Origin of the sequence: Streptomyces sp. CB03238, assembly GCF_002099185.1 — a bacterium.
Lineage (GTDB): Bacteria > Actinomycetota > Actinomycetes > Streptomycetales > Streptomycetaceae > Streptomyces.
Genome location: NZ_NBCN01000013.1, coordinates 105,778 through 128,446, shown reverse-complemented (window position 1 = coordinate 128,446; position 22,669 = coordinate 105,778). Strand labels below are relative to the sequence as shown.

Sequence of the window (22,669 nt, the reverse complement as noted above, 5' to 3'; positions counted from 1 at the left end):
GCAGGGCCCCGGAGAACTGGTCCGGGGGCCGCGGCCTGCCGGAACAACGACAGCCAGTCTCACGTACATGCGAATGCGAGGTGTTCAGTGACCAGGCTAGCCAGCGAACCATCACTCACCCCGAGGCAGACGGAAGTGGTGAGGCTCGCCGTTCTGGGCCTCACCGCGAAGGAGACCGCCCGTCGACTGGGCATATCCAAGAACACGGTGGACGAACACCTGCGCGAGGCCAGACACCGCGTCGGGGCGGCCACCAAATCCCGGCTCATCGGCTGGGCCGTCGCTTCCGGGATCGTCCCGTTCTAGAGGCAGGAGGCCCCTCATCGAGTGGCGGCCGGCCTGACGAACGGCCGGTCGGCCGCCGCTCGATGTGCTGTCAGTAGGGCTCCTTCGCGTTCACCCGGGCCGGCGCGTAGCGCTCACCCTGCTTCGGCCGGTACGGGGCCCACCGGGGCCGGTTCCCGGTCGGGTTGTCGCCGAGCACCACCACCCGCAGGCCCGTACGGCGTTGCTCGTAGTCGTCGACCGCGTAGTGCTGCGTGACCCTGTTGTCCCAGATCGCCACGTCGCCCGGCCGCCACTGGTACCGGCAGGTGAACTGCGGTGAGGTGGAGAACTCGGTGAGGAACTGCAGCAGCGCGTCACTCTCGTTCCGGCTGAGCTGGACGATGTGCGAGGTGTGGGCGCGGTTGACGAACAGCGCCCGGCGGCCCGTCTCCGGGTGGACCCGCACCACGGGGTGCTCCGCCCGGCTGTCCAGCCCCGGGATGTGGATGGCGTGAATCGCCGTGAGGCCGTCGAGCAGCTCGCGCATCGGGGCGGACAGGGACTCGTAGGCCAGATACTGGTTGGACCACATCGTGTCGCCTCCCCGCCCGGGGCTGCGGACGATCTGCAGGACGGACCCGATCGGCGGATTCGGCGAGTACGTCATGTCGGTGTGCCAGATCGGGATCTTGCCGTCCTGCTCCGAGTCGATGATCTGTATCTCCGGATGCCCGTCGAGGTGCGGCAGATACGGATGGACCTCGAGCTCCCCGAACCGGCGGCCGAAGGCGATGCGCGACGCGGACGACCACCCCTCCTGCTCCGGCAGGAAGAGCACCAGATACCGCAGCAGCAGCCGGCGCAGTTCGGCGAACTCCTCGTCGTTGATGTCCTCCAGGCGTACGCCGAGCACCTCGGCGCCCAGAGCACCGGACAGCGGACGGACATCGAAGGCCGTCCTGAGTGAATCTGACATCTTCCCACCCTTCCCTCGTGGATCACTTCGGCACCGGCAGCCAGGGCGCCTTGCGGTCGGGCAGTACCCCCAGCTGAACGAGCCGGTCCACGGTGCCGAGAGGACGCATACCGAGGCCCGACATGTTGTAGGTGGTCAGCCGGCGCAGGCGCGCGCTCCTGGCCGTCCCGCTCAGCAGCCGCAGGCCCAGCGCCCTGCCCAGCCCGGAGGTGCTCGTCATCATGCGCGCGGCACGGTGACTCATGACGTGGACGTCCCGGATCCTGTCGCGACGCCCGGCCTCGTACGCCCGCAGCGCCCGGTCGACCGCCCCCCGCCCGGTGATGCCGGCGCCGGCGAGCCGGTCCGCGAGGACCCGGGCGTCTCCGATGGCCGTGTTCATCCCCTGCGCCGCCAGCGGGTGTACGCCGTGTGCGGCCTCGCCGATCAGGGCGATGCCCGGCCGTACCAGGGACGGGGCCCGGTACTGCCACACCGGCAGCAGCTGCCTGCGGTCCAGTCCCTCCTTGAACGCCGGGGCCAGCGGCCCGAGCGCGGGTACGCCGGCGATCAGTTCGTCGCACCACTGCTGCAACCGCGCCCGGTCCGCGCTCCTGATCTCGTCCGGCGCCACCTGGACGTAGACCCGTGTCCGTTCGTCCGGCAGCGGATAGACCATGACCAGCCCGCGGTCCGTGACGTACGCGGACACCTCGTCGTCCATGTCCGGCGTACCCGGCAGTTCGAACGACAGGAGCTTGTGGCCGTACGCGACGGGGCTCGCGCTCAGCCCCGACAGGCGGCGCACGCGCGAGGACATGCCGTCGGCGGCCACCACGAGCCGGGCACGGACGTCGTACTCGCTCCCGTCGCTCACCGCCCGTACGCCGACGACGCGGCCGTCGCCGTCCTTGACGACATCCTTCACCAGCACCCCGCGCTGCCAGTGGACGGTCGTGCCGAGCGACTCCCCGAGGCACTCCAGGATCGTCGTGTAGTCGTGGGACAGCATCCAGGACCGCTCGCCGCCGAGCATCCCGAAGTCCATCGTCAGCAGCTCGGCGCCGTCGGCCCTCCTGGTGACGAGCCGGTTGAGGCGGACCGCCCGCCTGGCCTCCAGGGCGGGGAGCGCGCCCCAGGAGTGCAGGGAGTTCAGGGAGCCGGGCTGGAGGACTTCGCCCTTCCAGACCGGCGGCTGCCGCCGGTTCTTCTCCAGCAGGGCGACGTCCAGCCCCAGCCGCCCCAGCGCACAGGCCGCCGCCAGGCCGGCCACCCCCGCCCCGCAGACCACCACGTCCGCGTCCACGGCGCCCGCAGGCGTGTGCCCTGTCGTCATGACGCCTCCTGCTTTTCGTACGGGTGTCCGGCCACCGCGCTCCGGTAGTCCCCGAGCGCCTTCAGGGCGAGTCCGTCGACGATCAGGCCGTCCACGTAGGAGGCGAAGCCGCGGATGTGCATGCACACCGCGCTCGCGTCCCACCGGCCGTCCGGCCGTTGCGCGGTCGTGATCCATTCGGCCGCGCGCCGCACGCGCGGGTCGTCGGCCGGCATCCCGCAGGCCAGCAGCGCCCGCAGCGCCCACGCCGTCTCCTCCACGGTCCCCGGCGAAGGGTCGTCGCCCGGCGTGCCCTTCTCGCCCGGGCCCCAGGAACCGTCCGGGAGCTGGTTGCGCAGCAGGGCGTCGCGGGCGCGCCGGGCGACGGGGTGGCCGGCGAGTCCGGCGCGGCTGAGGGCCACGAGCGCCATGGCGGTACCCGGGGTGAGCCCCCGGTACCACAGCGCCTCATAGCTGCCGTCGGAACGCTGGTGGGCGAGCAGCCAGTCGAGTGCCTTGCGTACCACGGGGTGCCGACGGGAGACACCGCCGTCGAGCAGGACCTCGGCACACTGTGCGGTGACGTAGGGGCAGGGGCCGTCGTTGGGGAGCGTGGTGTCGGGGACGAAGGTCCCCCAGGAACCCTGGCGGTCCTGCCGCGAGGCCAGCCAGCGCAGCCCGCGGCGCAGGTGTGCGTCGCCCGCGTCGCCCTCGCCCGCCTCGCCGCCGGCCGCGAGCGCGGCCAGCACGTTGGCGCTGTCGAGGAAGTTGGGCCATCCTCGCGGCCCCTCCCAGCCCCAGCCACCGGGCGGAGCGCCGTAGACCTCGAACGCCTCCTCCTGCTGACAGCCGCGCAGCCACTGCCTCGCCCGCACCAGCCGGGGGTCGGCGCGGTAGCCGGCGTCCGCCAGCCCGCGTGCCACGTACGACCCGCCGATCAGGTCGAGGCCCTGCATGATGTGCCAGGACCCGTCGGGGTGCACGTTCGCCCGCAGGTAGTCGACGGCGTCGAGGACCGCGCGGCGCGGGGCCCCGGCACAGGTCAGGCCCAGGCACACCACCGCGGCCAGCCAGTTGTCCCCGCCGTAGCCGCCGCGGGCGTTCTCGCCTCGTTCCACCCGCGCGAGCGTGCGCAGCCCGGCGGGCCTGGCCAGCCGGTTCAGCAGGCGCTGGAGCCGCGCTTCCGGCGGGCGGTGGCGCGCCTGGATGAAGGCCATCGCGATGAAGGGCGCGACGCGGAAGGACAGGCGGCGTCGCCACAGCCGCTGGGGCAGCAGGAGCAGTTCGAGCGGGATACGCCGGGAGGCGTGCGGGTCCTGGAGCCCGGCGAGCGCGAGGAACGTCGCGGCCATGTGGGCCATGCCCGGATCGGTGAGCGCCTCGGTCCCGCCGTAGGACTTCACCAGGTCCAGGGCCCGCTGTACGGGTTCCCGGGAGGTGTTCGGGGACACCAGGTGCAGCGACGCCGCCGCGATCACGGTGGGCACGAGCTGGGTGGAGGCACCGGCGACCCCGCCCCAGCCGCCGTCGGCGTTCTGGGCGCCCGCCAGCCAGGCGGCTCCCCGTTCGATGAGGTCGTTCGAGCGCTCGCGGTCGGCGAAGTGCAGCGCGGCCAGCGCGCCGGCCGTACCGAGCACGGCGGTGGGCCGCCGGTTGGGCCAGGAGCCGTCGGCCCGCTGCACCTCGAACAGGGCCTCGGCGGCCTTCGCGACCGACTTCTCGACCGACTTCGTGACCGATTTCTCGGAGCGACCGTCCACAGCTGAGCACATGGGGGTGTCCTCCTTCTCTAGTGCTGGAAGGCGGGCGGAGCCGCGGGGCCGTCGGCGGAGTGTGCGCGGCCGTCCGGCGAGAACTCGTGCCGGGACCGCATCACACGCTGAGTGGTGAGAGTGACGACGAGTACGGGTACGAGGAGCCCGAGCGCCGTGGGCAGTCCGAGGCCCGGCACCAGCAGGGCGGCGGCCAGGACGAGCCGCTCGACGACGAGCACTTCGTGGGAGCGGAGGGCGGTGCGCGAGCTCAGGGCACGCCCCGCGGCGTACAGCAGCCGGAAGGCGCACGCCCCGAGCACCGCGGCGAGCAGGATCCCGAGGAGGTACGCCGCCCGGTCGCGCGGCACGAGGAACGTCCCCGCCACCGCCGTCGCGACGGCCAGGGCGTAGAGGGCCGCCGCGGTGCCCGCCGCCCGCCGCAGCCCGTGGCGCACCGCGAAGGTGACGTATCCGCCCTCGCGGTCCCCGGCGACGTCCCGCAGCGTCCCGACGAGGTTGGACGCGGCGTCGTGGGCCCAGAACACCACCACGAACAGCAGCAGTTCGAGCGGTGGCGTCCGTACGGCCATCATCGCGCCGAACACGAAGGCCGCGCCGGTGAGCGCGCCGCGGACCACGTTTCCCCACAGCCCCCGCGCCTTGAAGAACCCGTTGTACGCCATCGCCCCGCCGACCCCGCCGGCCAGCAGGAAGACCGTGAGCCCGTTGACGCTCAAGCCGACGGCCAGCCCGCCGCAGGTCAGGACCACGCCGCAGACGACCGCGGTGGAGGGTCGCAGCCGGCCCGACGGTATGGGGCGTTGGGGCTTGCTGATCGCGTCGAGGTCGCGATCGAGGTAGTCGCCCAGATAGTGCGCCGCCAGCCACACCAGGGTGGGCACGAGCCATGCCGCGGCCAGGCGCCCGGGCGTGTGCCGGTCGGCGGCCAGGGCCGCGCCGGCCAGGCCGACCAGACCGACGTACCAGAGGGTGTAGGGGCGCCACGTCCGCACGTGCGCGGCGAGGACGTTCCCGAAACGGCTGCCGCGTCCCATGTCAGAACCTTCTCCCGGACGCGTAGTCCGCGATGGCTCCCAGGGTGTCGGGGCCTTTCCCCGCGGGCAGCCCCGTGAGGCTGTCCTTGGCCCGGCCGATCATCCGCGCGGCGTGGTCCCCGGCCTCCTCACGGGCGCCGGTCCTCTCCACGACCTCACGCACCAGCGCGTAGGCGTCGTCATGGGGGCGTTCGTCGCGGAAGACGCTCTCCAGCTCCTTCCGGTCGTCGTCGCCGGCACGCTCGTACGCCAGCAGCACCGGCAGGGTGGGGCGGCGGTTGTGCAGATCGCTCTCGCGGGGCTTGCCGAGGAGCGCGGAGGAGTCGTCGAACGCCAGCAGGTCGTCCCGGATCTGGAACGCGGTGCCCAGCTGCTCCCCGAACACGCCCAGGCCGTCGATCCACTCGGGCCGGTCGGTGCCGAGGAGCGCCCCGATGCGGCAGGCCGACTCGAAGAGCACACCGGTCTTCAGCCGGGCCATCACCAGGTACTGGTCCACGGTGCAGTTCAGGTCGCCGACGTACTCCGACTCCAGCAACTGGCCGCGGCACAGGCTCACTCCGGCCCTGGCCAGTACGGAGACCACCGCCACGACGGCGGCGTCCGGGACACCCTCGGGCCGCGTGCCGGTCAACGCGGCGAAGGTCTCCAGGATCAGCCCGTCGCCGGCGACGATGGCCGAGGGCACACCGAAGGCGGCCTGGACGGAAGGGCGGCCACGGCGCATGTCGTCGCCGTCGATGATGTCGTCGTGGATGAGGGTGGCCACATGCAGGTACTCGACGGCCAGGGCCAGTTCGGTGAGGTCCTCCGGACGGCCTCCGACACACCGCGCCGATTCGAGCACCAGCAGCGGGCGGAGCATCTTCCCGGGCGGCACCAGGGCGTACTCGGCGATCCGGCCCAACTGGTCGTCCTGTCCGCCCCAGACTCTCAGCAGATCCCGGTGCAGGAGGTCGTGCCCGGCGGGCGACGCGGGGAAGTCCGGCAGGCCTGTCCTGCCTATGTGGGGTTCGTAGTCAGTCGTCGTCATCGTTCGCACGGCCTTTCTTCACTCGCTGCGTGATCTGCGACGGCCACGGCGATGGTGTTGCGGAGCGTGCCGATGCCCCCGATCGACACCTCGACCCGGTCGCCGGGCGACAGCGGTCCGGAGCCCGCGGGCGTCCCGGTGAGGATCACGTCACCGGGCTCCAGCGTCATGTGCTCGCTGACCACGCCGATGACCTCGTGGACGGGGGTGATGAGGTCGCTGGTGCTGCCACGCTGCCTGGTCTCGCCGTCCACCCGGCAGGTGATCCCGACGCCCGCCGGGTCCAGGTCCGTCGCCAGCCAGGGACCCAGGGGCGTGAAGCGGTCGAAGTGTTTCGCCCAGACGGGCGGGTACGCCGCGGGCGCGGAACCGTCGCCCGCGCCCGAGGGGGCTTTCGCGTATGCCGTCAGGTCGTTCGCGCACGTGTAGCCCGCCACGACCTCCGCCGCGTACTCAGGGCGAACCCGCTTGCAGCGCACCCCGATCACGACGGCCAGCTCGGCCTCGTGCTTCAGCTCCCAGGCGGCTCCCGGATGGCCGACGGTGTCCTCGGGGCCGGCCAGTGACGACGGCGGCTTCAGCAGGACGGCGGAGGAGGCGGCGCCCGCCGGGCGCCCGCCCCCGGCAGCCGGCCCGCCGCCGGACGTGTGGTTGAGGGCGATACACGCGATCTTGGTCGGTTCGGCGGGCGGCAGGAGCGTGACCTCACCGACCGGGCGTGCGCGGCCCACGCGCGGCACCCAGCGCCCGGTCGGGCCGTCGTACGCGACGGGGACCACGCGGTCACCGTCGTGATCACGGTCGACGCGGCCGTATCCGCGCCGACCACCGTCGCTGTATCTGCAGACAAGCATGATGGAACGTTCCTTCCTGGCCATGGGGGCGCGAGGAGGGCCTCACCAGCTCACTGGCAGTTCCTCCAGGCCCAACGTCACGTGGCCGCCCCGCCAGCGCAGGCTCTCCGGCGGCTCCGCCAGGCAGAGTCCCGGGAAGCGCCGGAGTATCGTCGAGAACACCGTCCTCAGTTCGAGCCGCGCCAGGGCCGCGCCGAGACAGTGGTGCGCTCCGTGGCCGAACGCGAGGTGCGGGTTCGGCTGCCGCGCGATGTCGAACCGCGCCGCCTCGGGGAAGAGCTGGTCGTCGCGGTTGGCGGAGTTGATGGATATCTGCACGAGGTCGCCCGCCGACACAAGCCGACCGCTCAGCCACACGTCCTCGGTCGCCATCTGGAGGCGGTTGAGATCGACGACCGGCTGGTAGCGGAGGATCTCCTCGATCGCCGGATCGAGGAGTCCGGGGTCGTCGCGCAGCCTCTGCAGTTGCTGGGGGTTGCGGAAGAGCCTGAGCAGTCCGGCGCTGATCGCGGTCTGCGTCGTCTCCAGCCCGCCGGCCAGGATGACGACGGTGAGGGAGACCAGCTCCTCCTCGGTGAGGCGTGCCTCGTCGTGGGCGCGGATCAGCACGCTCAGCACATCGGGATCCGACGCGCCGCCCTGTCCGGGCTCCGCGCGCCTGGCCCGGACGGTGCGGTCGACGAAGGCGCTGAGCTCCAGCCACGCCGACTGGTCGAGGCCGCCGCCCACCGTGGTGATGCGGTCGCACAACCGGCTGAGCGCGGCATGGTCCTCGGTGGGGAATCCGAGCAGCTCGCAGATGACGAGGGCCGGCAGGGGAGCGGCGACGTGCCGGACCAGGTCCGCGGGCGGCCCCGCCTCCTCCAAGGAGTCGAACAGTTGGTCCGTCAGTTCCTGGACCCGCGGCCGCATGCCGTCGATCCGCCGTACGCCGAACGCCTTCGACACCAGTCCCCGCAGTTCGAGGTGTGGACGGCCGTCCATGTTGACGGTACGCATCGTGCCGGGGCCCGGGTCGGTGGCCGCCGCGCCGCTCACCGCCGACATGTCGCGGGTGAACTTTTCACCGGAGAGCACGGTGCGCACGTCGTCGTGACGCGTCACGAGCCAGGCGGTCCTGCCGTCCGGGAGGCGGACGCGGGAGACGGGCTCCCGCGCCCGCAGCTCGTCCAGCTCCGGTGGCAGGTCGCCCGCGTGGTCCGCCGCGTGTGGGTAGTCGAGTATGTGGTCCATGGCGTCATTCCGATCTGTGCGGTGCGGCCTATGACGGAATGAAGAAAGGCGATCGGGAGGAGGTCACACCCGAAGCCGGCCGGAAGAGCAGCACGGACGTGCGCGACGTCATCAGTGTCCCCCGCAACGAATGGACAAGCGTGATGATGGCGTGGCCGCATCGCCCGGTTGCGATGCGGCCACGCCGGAATCGACTCACGCTTGGATCGCTTGTGTACCAAAGGCACGTTGCCGGACAGCGTTGGCCACAACAACCCTGATTTTGAGGGGGTACCTATGGGTCGGTACGTATGTTAAAGTCCCGCCCCCTCGATCACCCTCCACCCGGCAAGCGATCCCTTTAGCAGATGTACCGCTGCGAAGGTACCCCCGCAAAATGAGGGTTGTTGGCGCGGGGAGCTGTCCGGCAACGTGCCACTGGCGATCGACTGGCGATCAACTGGCGAGATATCCACCCAGAGGTGTTGCGCCGGGAATCAGGCCGAGTCAGGGGGGAGATCTCGTCATGTCCTGGATGGAACAGCTTCTGGAGAGGGGCCGGCAGCGCCACGGAGACCGGGTCGCGATCCTCGACGGTGAACGACAGGTCACCTACGCCGAGTTGGACCGCCGGACCGACAGCCTGGCCACCACCTTCCTGGCCATGGGCGTCGAGCGCGGCCACCGGGTCGCGGTCGTCTCGCACAACCGCCTCGAGGTGCTCGAGACCTACTTCGCCCTCGGCAAGATCGGGGCGGCGGCGGTCCCCGTCCACTACGGGGCCGTCGCGGACGAAGTGGCCACCGTCGTCGCGGAGTACGGCGTTTCCGCCGTCGTCGGGGAAAAGGGACTCCCGGGGACGGCAGGCCACCCCTTCGACTGCCCCGTCCTGCTGTACGAAAGCAGCGCCTACGCGGAGGCCGTCTCGTGCCGGCCCCGCCTCCCGGAGCGTGAGGTCCCCGACGACGAGCTGCTCTTCGTCCTGCAGACCTCGGCGACCACGGGCCGGCCCAAGGGCGTCTGTGTCGACCACCGCTCGCTGCGTTCGGTGACCCTGGGATACCTGGCCGAGGTCACGCCGGAGACGGACATCGTCTTCCTGCACTGCGGCCCCCTGTCCCACGGGGCGATGGTGTTCCCGCTCATGTACATGGCCGCCGGTGCGACGGTGGCGCTCATGCGGATGTTCACCCCGCTGGAGTGCCTCGCCACGATCCGCCGCGCACAGGTGACGCATCTGTTCCTCGTACCGGACATGCTCAGGTTCGTCCTGAAGGCCCAAGGGCCCTCACGAACCGGCCTGGGCCGCCTCCGGGAGGTCGTCTACGGCGCGGCGCCGATGCCGCGGCCGTTGCTCCTGGAGGCGCGGGCGGCGTGGGGATGCGCCTTCCGCCAGGCGTACGGTCTGACGGAAGCCGGGGGAGTCGTCGCGACGCTCTCGCCCTCCGACCAGGACTACACGACCGGAGAAGCCCGGGGCCCGGCCGCGTCCGTGGGCCGGGCCCTCATGGGCACGGCCATCAGGAGCCGCCACGGCGAACTGTGGGTGCGCAGTCCCGGCGTCATGAACGGGTACTGGAACGATCCCGGCGCCACGGAAGAAGCCCTGCGGGACGGCTGGGTGCGTACGGGCGACCTCGGGACGGTCGACGAGCAGGGGTACGTCCACCTCACGGGGCGCGTGAAGGACGTCATCATCCGTGGCGGCCAGAAAATCTTCCCGACGGAAGTCGAGCGCGTGCTCCTCGGCCATCCCGCCGTGCGCGAGGCCTGCGTCGTCGGGACACCGAGCGAGGAGTGGGGCGAGCTTCCGTTCGCCTATGTGGTCGCGGCGGATGACGACACCACGGCGCTCGACGCCTCCCTGCGGGAACTCGCACGCCGGCATCTCGCCCGGTACAAACGCCCCGTTCATTTCGAGGTCGTTGCGAGTCTGCCGCGCAATGCCGCCGGAAAGGTCGACCGGCGGAATCTCCGCAACCGGGCAGCCGGCAGTGACAGGGGGAATGTGCATGGAGAAGACTGAAGCCGTTCACGTCCTGGCCCGTCTGGAATCCCTGCTGAGGGAAGTCTGGGACGAGCCTCCCGCCGGTGAGCCGGTGGACAGGGACGCATCGCTGTTCAGCCTCGGAGTCGACTCGCTCACGCTGGTGATTCTGCTCGACAGGATCGAAAGTGAATTCCGTGTCGCATGGGACCCCGACAATCCTCCCGGCGCTTTCAGTTCACTGTGCTCCCTCGCGGAATTGGTCGCGGCGGGAAGCCCGGACACCGCGGGGAATCCGGACACCGCGGGGAAACCGTAACCACCATGCTCCAGCGGAGGCCGCATTCCGTGGAACCCCTTCCCGCCGCCGTTCCCGCCCCTCTCCCTCTCCGCGACACACGACACCACGTGGACGCGGACGACTACCGGTCCCTGATGAGCTCGTTCCCCACCGGTGTGGCCGTCGTGACCAGCACCGACGGGGACATGTCGCCACGCGGAGCCACGTGTTCCTCGCTCAGCAGTGTCACCCTCGACCCGCCGACCCTGCTCGTGTGCCTGACGTCGCACAGCAGCACCCTGGACGCCATCCGGAGGCGCGACTGGTTCGCCGTGAACCTCCTGAACGCCCGGGCGCGCCGCACCGCGGAGATCTTCTCGTCCCCCGTGGCGGACCGTTTCGCCGAGGTCCGCTGGCGGCCGACCCGGGGGCAGGGGCTGCCCTGGCTGGAGAGGGACGCCCTGGCCGTGGCCGAATGCGCCGTCGCCGGGCTCTTCACCGTCGGCGACCACACCGTCGCCGTCGGACGGGTGGCGGGCGTCGAGGTCCTGCCGGACGTGCCGCTCCTCTACGGGATGCGGCGGTTCTCGGCGTGGTCGGCCGACACCCGTGAACCGGCCGGCCCATGACCAACGATCAGGAGGAGAGGTGCCGCCCATGACCGGGACCGAACGTGCCGTCGGACCGGCCGCCGCCCAGCAGTTCGACGACATCGAGACGACACTGGCCTGGTTCAGGCGGATGCGGGCGGAGGACCCTGTCAGCCATGACCAGGAGACCGGCGTCTGGTATGTCTTCCGGTACGCCGAGGCCGTTCAGGTGCTCGGTGATCCCGACACCTTCTCGTCCGACTTCAGCGGCCTCACCTCCGCCCAGGAGGACGTCGACCTCTTCTCCCGGGGCAACATCGTCCGGATGGACCCGCCCCAGCACCGCAAGCTGCGCACCCTGGTCGCCAAGGCGTTCACCCCCCGCGTGGTGGCCCGGCTCGAGCCCCGTATCGCCGCCATCACCGGCGAGCTGCTGGACGCCATGAAGGGGTCGGACCGGACCGAGCTGATCTCCGGCCTGGCCTATCCCCTGCCGGTGATCGTCATCACCGAGCTCCTGGGCATCCCCGCCGAGGACCGCGCCACGTTCCGGCGCTGGGCCGAGGCCCTGGTGTCACCGGAGGGCCAGTCCGGCCTCGTGCCCAACGAGCAGCGCGTGCGGTCCATGGCGACCGTCATGCGCGAGATGAACCCCTACTCCCTGGACCACATCCGCTCCCGCCGCGCCGCGCCCAAGGACGACCTGATCAGCAGGCTCGTGGCCGCGGAGGTGGACGGGCAGCGCCTGGACGACGCGGAGATGGTCGGGTTCGTGAGCCTGCTGCTGCTCGCCGGCCACATCACGACCACGGTGCTGCTGGGCAACTCCGTGCTGTGCCTGGCCGACCACCCCGAGGCCGCCGCGGCGCTGCGCGCCGATCCGAGCGGCCTGCCCACCCTGATCGAGGAAGTACTGCGCTACCGCGCACCGCTGGCCCCGACCACGCGCAGGACCGCCCGGGAGGCCCGGATCGGTGAGCACACCGTTCCGGCGGACCAGGTGGTGGTCACCTGGCTGGCCTCGGCCAACCGGGACGAGCGGCAGTTCGACGAGCCGGACCGCTTCGACTTCCGCCGCCGGCCCAATCCGCACCTGAGCTTCGGGCAGGGCATCCACTTCTGCCTCGGCGCCCCACTGGCCCGGCTGGAAGCCCGGATCGCCCTGGAGGCGATGCTCGGCCGCTGGAGCGACTTCACGGCCGGCCCCGGAGTCGAGTTCCACGATCCACGAGGGATCTTCGGCCCCAGGCGGCTCCCCCTCCACCTGCGCTGGGCCTGACCTTGGAGACGGAAGGAAAGGAAGAGCCGATTATGGCGAACACCGACTCGACCACCCACACGCTGGACGTCCCGGGCGCACGCCTGTGCTACGAGACCCACGGCTCCGGCCCACTGCTCCTGCTGGTGGGCGCCCCCATGGGCAGCAGAGGGTTCGCGACGATCACGCCCCTGCTCGCCGAGGACCACACCGTCGTGACCTACGACCCGCGCGGCATCCTGCGCAGCACCGTCGACGACCCGGCGCGGGAAGGGACGCTCGAGGTGCTCACCGACGACGTCCACCGCCTGCTGTCCGCCCTCGGCACCGAACCGGCCTACGTGTTCGGCAACAGCGGAGGCGCCGCCATCGGCCTCGACCTGCTCACCCGGCACCCCGAACAGGTCCGCGCCCTGGTGGCCCACGAACCCCCGCTGATGGAACTGCTGCCCGACAGCGCCCAGCTGCGTGCCGCGGCCGACGAGGTGTACGACACCTACGTGAACGTGGGCCGCAACGAGGCGTTGAAGAAGTACGCGGCCCTGACCGGTGTCGAGCGGTTCTCCCGGCCACCCGGCGGCGGGCGGCACGAGGTCACCGACCTCGACTCGTTCACCCCGCCGGACGACGTCCGGGCCATCCTCGACCGCTTCTTCCTGCACATCTTCCGCCCCACCGCCTGCTATGCCCCGGACATCGCGGCGCTGCGGGCCGCCTCCGCCCCTGTCGCGGTGGGCGGCGGCACCACGTCCAAGGGGCAGCTGTCCCACCGGGCCGCGGTCGCACTGGCCGGGCGACTCGGCACGTACGTCGTCGACTTCCCCGGTGACCACACCGGCTTCCAGGGCGAACCCGAGGCATTCGCCGCCACCCTGCGCCGGGTGCTCACCGAAACGGCATGAACGACGCCCAGGGAACCGCGACGTGGAGAGACTCATGACCGCCTTCACCTACTCCGACTACCTGCGCACGGACACCCTGCTCTCACTGCAGCGCACCCGGACGCCGCCCACGGCCGATCGTGCGGTGCTGCTGGCGGAACACTTCTTCATCGTCGCGCACCAGTCGTGCGAGCTGTGGCTCAAGCAGGTCGTCGCCGACCTGGAGGCCGTGGCCGGCACGCTGTCGTCGGCGAGCGGCGCCGAGGACCTGGAGCTGAGCGCGGAGTACCTGCAGCGGGCGAGCGAGGTGCTACGGGTGCTGCACGACCAGGTGATCGTGCTGGAGCGGCTGCCGCTGCGCCACTTCGCCGCGTTCCGGCCCTACCTCGGCACCGCGAGCGGAGCCCAGTCCGAGCAGTTCAGGACGCTCGCCCGGCTGATCGGCGATGAGCGGCGCACGGGCACGCTGTACGAGGCCTTCGCGACCGCGGTGACGCACCTCGGCACCACCGTCGCCGAGGTGTGCCGGCGCGGGACCGGTGCGGGGGCACTCCACCGGGTCGCCGAGGGGCTGCTCGACATCGGCAACGGGTACTGGCGATGGAAGGTGGCCCATCTCGGCCTCACGTCCAAGATGCTCGGTGGCCGGCCCGGCACGGGTGCCACCGACGGGGTCGACCACCTGCTGCGCCGGATCACCCAGCCGTTCTCCGAACTGCGCACGCACCGCGAGCAGGTGCACGCCCCCCTCGCGCAGAGCGCGGGCTGAGAAGAGGGAAAATGATGTCACATGTGGTAATCGTCGGTGGCGGAACCGCGGGATGGATGACCGCCACCTACCTCAAGGCGGCGTTCGGCGAGCGGATCCAGGTGACGCTCGTCGAATCCAAGCAGGTGTCGACGATCGGCGTGGGCGAGGCCACGTTCAGCACCGTGCGGCACTTCTTCCGGTTCCTGGGACTGGCCGAGCACGAGTGGATGCCGGAATGCCACGCCTCGTACAAGCTCGCCATCCGGTTCGAGGACTGGCGGGCCAGGGGCCACTACTTCTACCACCCCTTCGAGCGCCCGCGGACGGTGAACGGCTTCTCGCTCGCGGACTGGTGGCAGCACCTGCGGCCCGGGGACCGGTTCGACCGGGACGCCTCCGTACTGGCCGCGCTGTGTGACGCGCGGAGCTCGCCCAAGTACCTCGACGGCACCCTGTTCGACATGGCGGGGGAGGACTCCACACAGTTCCCGTACGCCTACCACTTCGACGCCACGCTGCTGGCCCGCTTCCTCTGCGGGTACGGCACCCGGCGCGGCGTCCGGCACGTCGTCGACGACGTCCTCGACGTCCGCCTCGACGAACGCGGCCACATCCGCGACGTCCTCACCAAGGAACACGGCGAGCTCGCCGGTGACTTGTTCGTCGACTGCACCGGCTTCCGCGGGATGCTGCTGAACAAGGCCCTTGGGGTGCCGTTCCTGTCGTACCAGGACAGCCTGCCCAACGACAGCGCGGTCGCGTTGCGGGTGCCGGTGGACGTCGCCAGGAGGGGCATGCGGCCGTGTACGACGGCCACGGCCCGGGCCGCCGGGTGGATCTGGACGATCCCGCTGCTCGACCGGCTCGGCACCGGGTACGTGTACGCGAGCGACTACTGCTCACCGGAGGAGGCGGAGCGGACGCTGCGGGAGTTCGTCGGCCCGGAGGCGGACGACGTGACGGCGAACCACATCCGGATGAGGATCGGGCGCAGCGCCCGGTCCTGGGCCGGGAACTGCGTGGCGATCGGCCTGTCCAGCGGGTTCGTCGAGCCGCTCGAGTCGACCGGGATCTTCTTCATCCAGAACGGCATCGAGCAGCTGGTGCGGCACTTCCCCGACGGCCGGGACGACGAGCGGCTCCGGCGGGCGTACAACCGGCAGGTCGGCCATGTCATGGACGGCGTACGGGAGTTCCTCGTGCTGCACTACTACGCCGCGGCCCGCGACGACAACCAGTACTGGCGGGACGCCAAGACCCGCCCGATGCCCGACGCCCTCGCCGAGCGCATCGAACAGTGGCACACCACGCTGCCCGACGCCGACTCGGTCTACCCCTACTTCCACGGCTTCGAGCCGTACTCGTACACCGCCATGCTCCTGGGGCTCGGGGGGATCCGGACCCGGCCGCTGCCGGTGCTCGCCCGGCTCGACGGCACCGAGGCGGTGAAGGAGTTCCACCGGATACGGCAGCAGGCGGACAGCCTGATCGACCGGCTGCCGAGCCAGTACGCCTACCTGGCGCAGCTGCGCGGCGGCGCCTGAGACTCCGGCCCGGCGCCCCTGCCGGAGCGGGGGCGCCGACGGGCGGTTCCGCCCTACGGCTGTCGCAGGACGCCGGAGACCACCGCGCTCACCGTCTTGCGTACGGCCGTGGGCTCGGGCGCGGTGGCCTGCCGGTCGGCGAACAGTAGGTGCCCGGAGCCGATCAGCGTGGGGGAGAGCGTGTCGATGTCGGCGTCGGCGGCGATGCGCCCCAGGTCGCGCTCGGCGACGAGGTACGAGGCGATCATGGCCGTGGCCTCGGTCAGCACCGGGATGCCGGTCGGCGTGGTCCGGCGCAGCCGGCCGCGCAGTTCGTCCCGGGAGACGACGAGATTGACGATCCCGACGGTGACCGGGCCGAACAGGTCCGTCAGCGCGCCGGCGAGGTTGTCCACGACGGTGCCGCTCCCGGCGCGGTCGCGCAGGGCGGCGGCCTGGTCGTCGATCCGGCCCATGCGGTCCCGTACGAGCTCGGCGAGGAAGGTGTCGAAGTCGGCGAAGTGCCGGTGCAGTACGCCCTTGGCGCAGCCCGCCTCCGTGGTGACCTCCCGGCTGGTCAGCGCGTTCGGCCCGCCCCGGAGCAGAACGCGCTCGGCGGCACCGAACAGCTGCCGGCGTACGTCGCGGATGGCTACCCCTGTCGGCATCGTGCAGCCCTCCTTCGCTTGCTGGGACGTGTCGTTGACCAGTGGGCACCTGCCCACTAGGGTGGGCGCATGCCCACTATACCCCCAGTTGTGCCCACAGGAGGTTCCCGGGAAGCAGTGCCGGCCACGGCGGCCGGCCGCGAGTTGTACGGGGTTCCGGACCCGGTCCGCGAGCTGTGGCGCCAGGCACCGGTACGGGAGATCACCACGGAGACCGGCATGAAGGGCTGGCTGGTCACCGGTATGGAGGAGGTACGGGTCGCCCTGTCCGACCCGCGGTTCAGCCGGGCCGAGGCCCGGCGGATCGGCGCGGTGGTCATGCCCTCGGCGGTCTTCGAGAAGCCGGGGATCAACGACCTCGACGGACCCGGGCACACCCGGCTTCGCCGCCTTGTGGCGGGGGCGTTCAGCGCACGCCGCATCCGCGCCCTCCGGCCCCGCGTCCAGCGGATCACCGATGAGCTGATCACCGCCCTGGCCGCCGCCGGACCGCCCGCCGACCTCATCGCCGGACTGTGCCGCCCGCTCCCGCTCACCGTGATCTTCGAGATCCTCGGCGTCCCGCACCAGGACAGGGAGCGCTTCAGCGGCTGGGCCGACCGCGTCATGGCCGCCGGCGCCTACCCGCCGGAGGAGTCCCTGAAGGCGCTCCACGCGGTGGTGGACTACATGACCGAGCTCGTCGACACCAAGCGCCGCGACCCCGACGACAGCCTGCTCCAGGACCTGATCGCGGCCCGCGACGAGCACGACCGGCTGAGCGAGCAGGAGTTGGTCCACCTCGGCTGCGGTCTGCTCATGGCCGGCAACGAATCCACCGCGACCATGCTCGGCAAGGGGCTGCTGGCCCTGCTGGACAACCCGGACCAGCTCGCGGCGCTGCGCGCCGACCCGTCGCTCCTGCCGTCCGCCGTGGAGGAGGTGCTGCGGTACGCGCCGCTGGCCGCCCGCCCGTACGGCGGTCAGGTGCGGGCCACCACGTGCGACGTCGAGCTGGGCGGGGTGACCATCCCCGCGCACAGCGTGGTCCTTGCCGGCGTGCCGGCCGCCAACCTCGATCCGGGGACGTTCCCCGATCCCGTCCGCTTCGACATCACCCGTGAGGGCGCCGCCGAACACGTCACGTTCGGCTACGGCCCGCACCGCTGCCTGGGCGCCCAACTCGCCCGTATGGAGCTGGAGGTGGCGTTCGGCAGCCTGCTCGCCGCCTTCCCCGGACTGCGGCAGGCGGTGCCCGTCGAAGAACTTTCCCACGCCGAGGGCAGGCTCATGACCGGGCTTCTGGAGCTGCCCGTCACCTGGTGAGTGCCGGCCGGGCGTACGTGGCACACCGTTCAGGCCTACGAGAAAGAGATGACTTGTGAACGAGCGCGCAGTCGAACGCGGTGCCGGGGCGACGGCCGAGGACGCTCCGCCGGAGAGGGAGGTGGCCGGCTTCTACAACGACATCAGCGGTCTCCTCACCGAGCTGTTCGGCGGGAGCCTGCACGAGGGGTACTGGGAATCCCCGTCCGACCGCTCCACGATGGCCGAGGCGTCGCAGCGGCTCACCGACCTGCTGACGGAGAAGCTGAAGGCCGGGCCGGGGGACACGGTCCTCGACGTCGGGTGCGGGTCGGGCGCTCCGGCCATCCGGCTCGCGCGGGTGACGGGCGCCCGGGTCGTCGGGATCACCAACAGTGACGTACAGATCCGGGCGGCCGTACGGAACGCCCAGGACGCCGGTATGGGCGAGCGGGTGACGTTCCGGTGCGAGGACGCCACGGTCCTGGACTTCCCGGCGGGGTCGTTCGACGGGGTGCTGATGATCGAGTCGATCTTCCATCTCCCGGACCGGCTCGGCGCGCTGCGGGAGGCGGCGAAGGTGCTCAAGCCGGGCGGACGGCTGGCCCTGACGGACCTGCTGGACCTGACGCCGGTGCGGCACGGCATGGCGGAGGCCATGGGTGATCTGGCCGAGCACGGGCATGAGCACGGGCACGCACCCCTGGTGGCCAGGCCGATACCGCTGCGGCGGTACGAGACGCTCCTCGAAGAGGCCGGCCTGGCTCCCGTCGAGATGACGGACGTCACCGCGCACACGGTGGCCCCCACGCTCGCCTGCATCCGCGAGAAGCTCGACGAGGACCATGACCGGCTCGTCGAGACGTTCGGCGGGCAGGTCGTGAAGCAGTACGAGACGGTTCTGCCGCTTCTGGAGTCGGCCGGTTTCGGGTACGCCGTCGTCGTCGCGGAGGTTCCGCGAGGGTGAACCGATGAGCGGCCGCCTCGTGGGCCGTGCGGTGGAGCCGGGACCGGTGCGGTCCCGGCTCCGCCTTCTTCTCCCCTCGTTTGACGAGTGGGCATGCGCCCACTAAGGTGGGCGCATGCCCACTCTTCCCGAGAACCAGCCTCACCAGCAGCGCCAGGTCGCGGAGTCGTTCGGCACGGACGCCGAGCGCTACGACCGGGCGCGGCCCCGCTACCCCGAAGCCCTGGTGCAGCGGATCGTCGCCAACAGCCCCGGCGCCACGGTTCTCGACGTCGGCTCCGGTACCGGCATCGCCGCACGGCAGTTCCAGGCCCTCGACTGCACCGTCCTCGCGGTCGAGCCCGACGAACGGCTGGCCGAGCTGGCCAGGCAGCTCGGCGTCGAGACCGATGTGGCCACGTTCGAGGCCTGGGAGCCGTCCGGGCGGGAGTTCGACGCGGTCGTCGCCGCCCAGGCGTGGCACTGGGTCGACCCGGTGGCGGGGGCGGCCAAGGCCGCGCGGGTGCTGCGGCCCGCCGGCCGGCTGACGGTGTTCTGGAACGTCTTCGAGTTCCCGCCCGACGTGGCGGATGTCGTCGCCGAGGTCTGCGAGCGGGTGATGCCCAACGCGCCGTTCAGCTTCACGGCGATGACGAAGGGGGCCATGGACGGGTACCAGGAGTTCTTCGCCAAGTCCGCCGACGGCATCCGCACCGCGGGCGGGTTCGGCGAGCCGGAGCAGTGGCGGTACGACTGGGAGTGGACGTACACCAAGGACGCCTGGCTGGACCAGATGCCCACGCTCGGCGCCTTCACCCGGCTCCCGTCGGACACGATGGCCGAGGTGCTGCGGGGCGTCGGGGACGCCATCGACGCGATGGGCGGCAGCTTCACCATGAGGTACGCCACGGTGGCGGTCACCGCGCGGCGCACCGACGCCCCCTGACCCCCTGCCCCTCCTGACTCCGCTGTCCGCGACATCCGGTGCGCCGGCGTCCCCGGCGCGAGGAGAGGAACATCATGCGAGTTCTGGTGCTGGGCGGTACCCATTACGTGGGACGCGCCCTCGTCGAGGCGGCGTTGGCGCGCGGTGATGACGTCAGCACCCTCAACCGCGGCCTCAGCGCACCCGCCGCGAGAGGGGTCGAGTCCCTGATCGCCGACCGGACCGATCCCCGGGCGTTGCGCCGGGCGATCGGCGACCAGAAGTGGGACGCCGTCGTCGACACCTGGAACGGAGCGCCGCGTGTCATCGCCGACAGCAGTGCGCTCCTGGCCGACCGGGTCCGGCACTTCGGATACGTCTCCAGCTGGGTGGTGTACCGGCCACCGGTACCGCACGGCGCCGACGAGTCCGCCGCCGTGATCGACGGCGACCCGGACGACAGCGCCGACGGGTTCTACCCCACGGCCAAGCGCGGCGCCGAGCTCGGGGTGCTCCGCGCCTTCGGGGACCGCGCCCTGATCGCCCGCCCCGGGCCGATGCTGGGCCCGTACGAGGACGTCGGCACGCTGACCTGGTGGCTGCGCCGCATCGAGCGCGGGGGACGGGTCCTGGCCCCCGGTGCGCCGGACGATCCCTTGCAGTACGTCGACGTCCGGGACCACGCGGTGTGGATGCTGGACGCCGCGGAACGGGGCATCGGCGGCACGTTCAACACCGTGTGCGCCCGCGGGCGTCACACCATGGGCGAGCTGCTGGAGGCGATGTGCCGGGTGACCGGGTCCGACGCGGAGCTGGTCTGGGCCGGCGACGACATTCTCATGGCGGAGGGCGTCCGCCCGTACCTCGACATCCCGCTGTGGCTCCCGGCGGCCATGCGGGGCGGCATCCACGACGTCGATGTCACCGCCGCCCACGACGCCGGACTCGACACCGGCCGCCCGCTGGAGGACACCCTCGCCGACACCTGGTCCTGGCTGCGGCGCGAGGGCGAGCCACCCTGGCAGCAGACCGACACGCGCCGCGGACTGGACCCCGCCACCGAACAGCGCGTACTGGACAAGGTCGGCTGACCGCATGCAACAGCAGACGGACGAAGCCGGGTTCTACAACGACACGAGTGAGTTCCTCGCCGAACTCTCCGGCGGGAGCCTGCACATGGGCTACTGGGAATCCCCGTCGGACCGGTCGACGATGGCGGAGGCGTCCCAGCGGCTCACCGACCTGATGACGGAGAAGACGAAGGCCGGGCCGGCGGACAGGGTTCTCGACATCGGCTGCGGGACGGGCGCTCCCGCGATCCGGCTCGCGCGGACCACTGGCGCGCAGGTCGTCGGGATCACCGACAGCCCCGTACAGGCGCGACTGGCCGTACGGAGCGCGCAGGACGCCGGGATCGGCGACCGGGTGACGTTCCGGCGCGAGGACGCCATGGATCTGCCCTTCCCGGCGCGGTCGTTCGACGTGGTGTGGCTGCTGGAGTCGCTGATGGCCATGCCGGACCGGCTCGGAGCGCTGCGGCAGGCGGCGCGCGTGCTCGCACCGGGCGGCCGGCTGGCCCTCACCGACTTCCTGGACCGCACTCCGGCGTCGGCCACCGGGCGGAAGGCGCCGGGTGAGCACCAGGGGTCGACGCTGATGACCAAGCTGATACCGCTGGCCGACTACGACGCACTCCTCGAACAAGCGGGCCTGGTCCCCGTCGAGACGACCGACATCACCGACCACACGGTGGAGCGGACCCTCACCTGCATGCGGCAGAAGCTGACCGAGGACCGCGAGGACCTGGTCCGGAGGTTCGGGGCCCCGGTCGTCGACCAGTTCGACGCCATCGTCGCGCGCCTGCGGGCGGCCGGCCTCGGCTACGGCCTCGTCGTCGCGACCCGCCCCCTGCGGTGACCACACCACGGGGCAGGCACCGGCCGTCCGGCCGGCTCCTGCCCCGTGGTCGCGACCGGGACGCTACGGACGTACGAACGCGACGTCGGGGAACGCCGCGCACGGCCCATCGAGCAACGGGCGCGGCACGCCCCGCAGATGGCGGTCGACGAAGGCACCGACATAGGCCCGGGTGATCACCGTGGCCCGGTCACCGGAGAGGGTGCCGAACAGCTGCGGCTCCAGCTCGGGCGGAATCACCCCGCTCAGGTCGAAGTGCTCGTACAGCCAGTGGGCGTCGCTGAAGGACAGGTGGCCCGCGCTGGGCACACTGAGCCACCGCTTCCAACCGGCCAGGCCGCCCCACCGTTCCACCCAGTTGGCCGCGGGCGTCCCACCGGCCGTGGGCCACTGGGCACCCAGCAACAGCACCGGCCGGGACACCGGCTCCTGGGGCGGCTCCGTGAAGAAGGTGCCCTCCATGTTGACGGCGGCGTCGACGCGAGGATCCTCGCTCAGGGTCTCGACAGCACTCGCTCCGCCTATGGCGTGACCCACCACGGCGATCCGGGAACCGTCGACGGGGAGCCCCGAACCCGGTCCGGTCAACTGGTCCAGCAGGAAGCCGATGTCCTTGACCCGGCTGCGCACCACGTCGGCATTGCCCTGGCCCGTACACATCAGACAGGGCTCCAGGCGCCCGCCGGGGAACTCCACGAACGCCTCGTAGGTGTGGTCCAGCGCGGCCACGACATACCCCCGGGAGGCGAGCTCCTCGCCCAGCGACGTCAGCGACACGCGCGTCATACCGTATCCGGGGGACAGCACCACCAGCGGCCGCGCCCCGGGCAGCGCGGCCGCGTCCACCGTCGAGTGCGTGCGCACCGTGCTGAGGGCATCGGTGCCGAAGGCGGCGGTGGAGAGCTGCGCGGACATGAACGGCGCCGCACGGCCGGACGAACTCACGGCCGGATACCACACGGTGGCCATCAGCTCCCGGAAGTCCTTGCCGGGCTTCCACGGGTCGGGCCGTGACGTGTCCTTCAGGTGCAACGCTCTGCTGCCGATCCGAAGTGCGCCCGCCGGCGCGGGCAGTTCAGGTCCCGCGGTGGTCCGTACGTCGGATTCGGCGGAGGCCGCTGCCGCGCTCGGAACTCCGGTGACCACGAGGGCCCCCAGGAGAGCGAGCGAGGCGGCGGCGAGTCGTAAGAATCGTGGGGACATGACCCCACGCT

At 71.5% G+C, this 22,669-nt stretch carries 22 protein-coding genes; 13 read left to right on the top strand and 9 right to left on the bottom strand.

Features of this window, described 5'->3' with window-relative positions; translation table 11 throughout:
- The first annotated feature begins 87 nt into the window (after positions 1–87).
- A complete protein-coding gene (locus BKD26_RS24440; protein ID WP_073755313.1) occupies positions 88–306 on the top strand; it encodes a helix-turn-helix transcriptional regulator in 219 nt (72 codons plus the stop codon).
- Between the two features lie 70 nt (positions 307–376).
- Here BKD26_RS24440 and BKD26_RS24435 read toward each other — a convergent pair whose 3' ends face one another.
- Genes BKD26_RS24435 through BKD26_RS24405 form a run of 7 tightly spaced genes read right to left on the bottom strand, consistent with a single transcriptional unit; the run spans position 377 to position 8,466 of the window.
- The gene (locus tag BKD26_RS24435) at positions 377–1,243 is read right to left on the bottom strand and encodes a TauD/TfdA family dioxygenase (RefSeq protein WP_084902037.1); all 867 of its coding nucleotides are present in this window, start codon (positions 1,241–1,243) and stop codon (positions 377–379) included.
- Between the two features lie 22 nt (positions 1,244–1,265).
- Complete coding sequence (locus BKD26_RS24430) at positions 1,266–2,558, bottom strand: NAD(P)/FAD-dependent oxidoreductase (protein WP_084902034.1); 1,293 nt, start codon at positions 2,556–2,558, stop codon at positions 1,266–1,268.
- Positions 2,555–4,309: a prenyltransferase/squalene oxidase repeat-containing protein gene (locus BKD26_RS24425; RefSeq protein WP_084902032.1), complete on the bottom strand. Its 1,755-nt coding sequence runs from the start codon at positions 4,307–4,309 to the stop codon at positions 2,555–2,557. Before BKD26_RS24425 ends, BKD26_RS24430 begins: the two co-directional genes overlap by 4 nt.
- Positions 4,310–4,326: 17 nt before the next feature.
- Positions 4,327–5,346: a UbiA family prenyltransferase gene (locus BKD26_RS24420; RefSeq protein ID WP_084902029.1), complete on the bottom strand. Its 1,020-nt coding sequence runs from the start codon at positions 5,344–5,346 to the stop codon at positions 4,327–4,329.
- 1 nt (position 5,347) lies between these two features.
- Positions 5,348–6,379, bottom strand: coding sequence for a polyprenyl synthetase family protein (locus BKD26_RS24415; RefSeq protein WP_084902026.1), 1,032 nt, complete (start codon positions 6,377–6,379; stop codon positions 5,348–5,350).
- Positions 6,376–7,233, bottom strand: a complete 858-nt coding sequence (locus tag BKD26_RS24410) for a fumarylacetoacetate hydrolase family protein (protein WP_179166674.1) — start codon at positions 7,231–7,233, stop codon at positions 6,376–6,378. The genes BKD26_RS24415 and BKD26_RS24410 overlap by 4 nt, the downstream gene beginning before the upstream one ends.
- A gap of 42 nt (positions 7,234–7,275) precedes the next feature.
- Complete coding sequence (locus BKD26_RS24405) at positions 7,276–8,466, bottom strand: cytochrome P450 (protein WP_084902021.1); 1,191 nt, start codon at positions 8,464–8,466, stop codon at positions 7,276–7,278.
- 505 nt (positions 8,467–8,971) lie between these two features.
- Between BKD26_RS24405 and BKD26_RS24400 the strand changes: the two genes are divergently transcribed.
- From BKD26_RS24400 to BKD26_RS24370, 7 genes are all read left to right on the top strand, one after another.
- On the top strand, positions 8,972–10,471 hold the full coding sequence (locus tag BKD26_RS24400; RefSeq protein ID WP_084902019.1) for an AMP-binding protein: 1,500 nt from the start codon (positions 8,972–8,974) through the stop codon (positions 10,469–10,471).
- Positions 10,458–10,751: an acyl carrier protein gene (locus BKD26_RS24395; RefSeq protein ID WP_179166673.1), complete on the top strand. Its 294-nt coding sequence runs from the start codon at positions 10,458–10,460 to the stop codon at positions 10,749–10,751. The genes BKD26_RS24400 and BKD26_RS24395 overlap by 14 nt, the downstream gene beginning before the upstream one ends.
- 89 nt (positions 10,752–10,840) lie before the next feature.
- Entirely contained in the window at positions 10,841–11,341 is a 501-nt protein-coding gene (locus BKD26_RS24390; RefSeq protein WP_241518805.1) for a flavin reductase family protein, read from the top strand.
- Between the two features lie 28 nt (positions 11,342–11,369).
- Complete coding sequence (locus BKD26_RS24385) at positions 11,370–12,581, top strand: cytochrome P450 (protein WP_084902011.1); 1,212 nt, start codon at positions 11,370–11,372, stop codon at positions 12,579–12,581.
- Positions 12,582–12,613: 32 nt separating this feature from the next.
- Positions 12,614–13,462 carry an alpha/beta hydrolase gene (locus tag BKD26_RS41515; protein ID WP_084902009.1) on the top strand — a complete coding sequence of 283 codons (849 nt, stop codon included), beginning with the start codon at positions 12,614–12,616 and terminating at the stop codon, positions 13,460–13,462.
- A complete protein-coding gene (locus BKD26_RS24375) occupies positions 13,386–14,210 on the top strand; it encodes a tryptophan 2,3-dioxygenase family protein (RefSeq protein ID WP_277622409.1) in 825 nt (274 codons plus the stop codon). Before BKD26_RS41515 ends, BKD26_RS24375 begins: the two co-directional genes overlap by 77 nt.
- 11 nt (positions 14,211–14,221) lie before the next feature.
- Entirely contained in the window at positions 14,222–15,736 is a 1,515-nt protein-coding gene (locus BKD26_RS24370; protein ID WP_084902004.1) for a tryptophan halogenase family protein, read from the top strand.
- 53 nt (positions 15,737–15,789) lie between these two features.
- On the opposite strand, the gene BKD26_RS24365 is transcribed toward BKD26_RS24370, so the two are convergent.
- Positions 15,790–16,383, bottom strand: a complete 594-nt coding sequence (locus tag BKD26_RS24365; RefSeq protein ID WP_084902002.1) for a TetR/AcrR family transcriptional regulator — start codon at positions 16,381–16,383, stop codon at positions 15,790–15,792.
- Positions 16,384–16,500: 117 nt separating this feature from the next.
- Here BKD26_RS24365 and BKD26_RS24360 point away from each other — a divergent pair, with 117 nt between their 5' ends.
- The 5 genes from BKD26_RS24360 (at position 16,501) to BKD26_RS24340 (ending at position 21,455) form a co-directional block, all read left to right on the top strand.
- Positions 16,501–17,688 carry a cytochrome P450 gene (locus tag BKD26_RS24360; protein ID WP_143662702.1) on the top strand — a complete coding sequence of 396 codons (1,188 nt, stop codon included), beginning with the start codon at positions 16,501–16,503 and terminating at the stop codon, positions 17,686–17,688.
- A 55-nt stretch (positions 17,689–17,743) separates the two neighbouring features.
- The gene (locus BKD26_RS24355) at positions 17,744–18,634 is read left to right on the top strand and encodes a methyltransferase domain-containing protein (RefSeq protein ID WP_084901997.1); all 891 of its coding nucleotides are present in this window, start codon (positions 17,744–17,746) and stop codon (positions 18,632–18,634) included.
- Positions 18,635–18,749: 115 nt separating this feature from the next.
- Positions 18,750–19,559, top strand: coding sequence for a class I SAM-dependent methyltransferase (locus tag BKD26_RS24350; protein WP_084901995.1), 810 nt, complete (start codon positions 18,750–18,752; stop codon positions 19,557–19,559).
- 74 nt (positions 19,560–19,633) lie between these two features.
- Positions 19,634–20,629 (top strand): NAD-dependent epimerase/dehydratase family protein, encoded by a 996-nt coding sequence (locus BKD26_RS24345; RefSeq protein ID WP_084901992.1) that lies wholly within the window; start codon positions 19,634–19,636, stop codon positions 20,627–20,629.
- Positions 20,630–20,633: 4 nt separating this feature from the next.
- Positions 20,634–21,455: a methyltransferase domain-containing protein gene (locus tag BKD26_RS24340; RefSeq protein WP_084901990.1), complete on the top strand. Its 822-nt coding sequence runs from the start codon at positions 20,634–20,636 to the stop codon at positions 21,453–21,455.
- Positions 21,456–21,518: 63 nt separating this feature from the next.
- Here BKD26_RS24340 and BKD26_RS24335 read toward each other — a convergent pair whose 3' ends face one another.
- Positions 21,519–22,658, bottom strand: a complete 1,140-nt coding sequence (locus BKD26_RS24335; protein WP_084901987.1) for a hypothetical protein — start codon at positions 22,656–22,658, stop codon at positions 21,519–21,521.
- Between the last annotated feature and the right edge of the window lie 11 nt (positions 22,659–22,669).

What these genes read in the sequence shown, in the direction of transcription:
- BKD26_RS24430 (WP_084902034.1), bottom strand. Translation starts at nt 2,558, where the DNA reads ATGACGACAGGGCACACGCCTGCGGGCGCCGTGGACGCGGACGTGGTG.
- BKD26_RS24435 (WP_084902037.1), bottom strand. Translation starts at nt 1,243, where the DNA reads ATGTCAGATTCACTCAGGACGGCCTTCGATGTCCGTCCGCTGTCCGGT.
- BKD26_RS24340 (WP_084901990.1), top strand. Translation starts at nt 20,634, where the DNA reads ATGCAACAGCAGACGGACGAAGCCGGGTTCTACAACGACACGAGTGAG.
- BKD26_RS24345 (WP_084901992.1), top strand. Translation starts at nt 19,634, where the DNA reads ATGCGAGTTCTGGTGCTGGGCGGTACCCATTACGTGGGACGCGCCCTC.
- BKD26_RS24420 (WP_084902029.1), bottom strand. Translation starts at nt 5,346, where the DNA reads ATGGGACGCGGCAGCCGTTTCGGGAACGTCCTCGCCGCGCACGTGCGG.
- BKD26_RS24410 (WP_179166674.1), bottom strand. Translation starts at nt 7,233, where the DNA reads ATGCTTGTCTGCAGATACAGCGACGGTGGTCGGCGCGGATACGGCCGC.
- BKD26_RS24365 (WP_084902002.1), bottom strand. Translation starts at nt 16,383, where the DNA reads ATGCCGACAGGGGTAGCCATCCGCGACGTACGCCGGCAGCTGTTCGGT.
- BKD26_RS24335 (WP_084901987.1), bottom strand. Translation starts at nt 22,658, where the DNA reads ATGTCCCCACGATTCTTACGACTCGCCGCCGCCTCGCTCGCTCTCCTG.
- BKD26_RS41515 (WP_084902009.1), top strand. Translation starts at nt 12,614, where the DNA reads ATGGCGAACACCGACTCGACCACCCACACGCTGGACGTCCCGGGCGCA.
- BKD26_RS24415 (WP_084902026.1), bottom strand. Translation starts at nt 6,379, where the DNA reads ATGACGACGACTGACTACGAACCCCACATAGGCAGGACAGGCCTGCCG.
- BKD26_RS24395 (WP_179166673.1), top strand. Translation starts at nt 10,458, where the DNA reads ATGGAGAAGACTGAAGCCGTTCACGTCCTGGCCCGTCTGGAATCCCTG.
- BKD26_RS24350 (WP_084901995.1), top strand. Translation starts at nt 18,750, where the DNA reads ATGCCCACTCTTCCCGAGAACCAGCCTCACCAGCAGCGCCAGGTCGCG.
- BKD26_RS24385 (WP_084902011.1), top strand. Translation starts at nt 11,370, where the DNA reads ATGACCGGGACCGAACGTGCCGTCGGACCGGCCGCCGCCCAGCAGTTC.
- BKD26_RS24405 (WP_084902021.1), bottom strand. Translation starts at nt 8,466, where the DNA reads ATGGACCACATACTCGACTACCCACACGCGGCGGACCACGCGGGCGAC.
- BKD26_RS24370 (WP_084902004.1), top strand. Translation starts at nt 14,222, where the DNA reads ATGATGTCACATGTGGTAATCGTCGGTGGCGGAACCGCGGGATGGATG.
- BKD26_RS24425 (WP_084902032.1), bottom strand. Translation starts at nt 4,309, where the DNA reads ATGTGCTCAGCTGTGGACGGTCGCTCCGAGAAATCGGTCACGAAGTCG.
- BKD26_RS24400 (WP_084902019.1), top strand. Translation starts at nt 8,972, where the DNA reads ATGTCCTGGATGGAACAGCTTCTGGAGAGGGGCCGGCAGCGCCACGGA.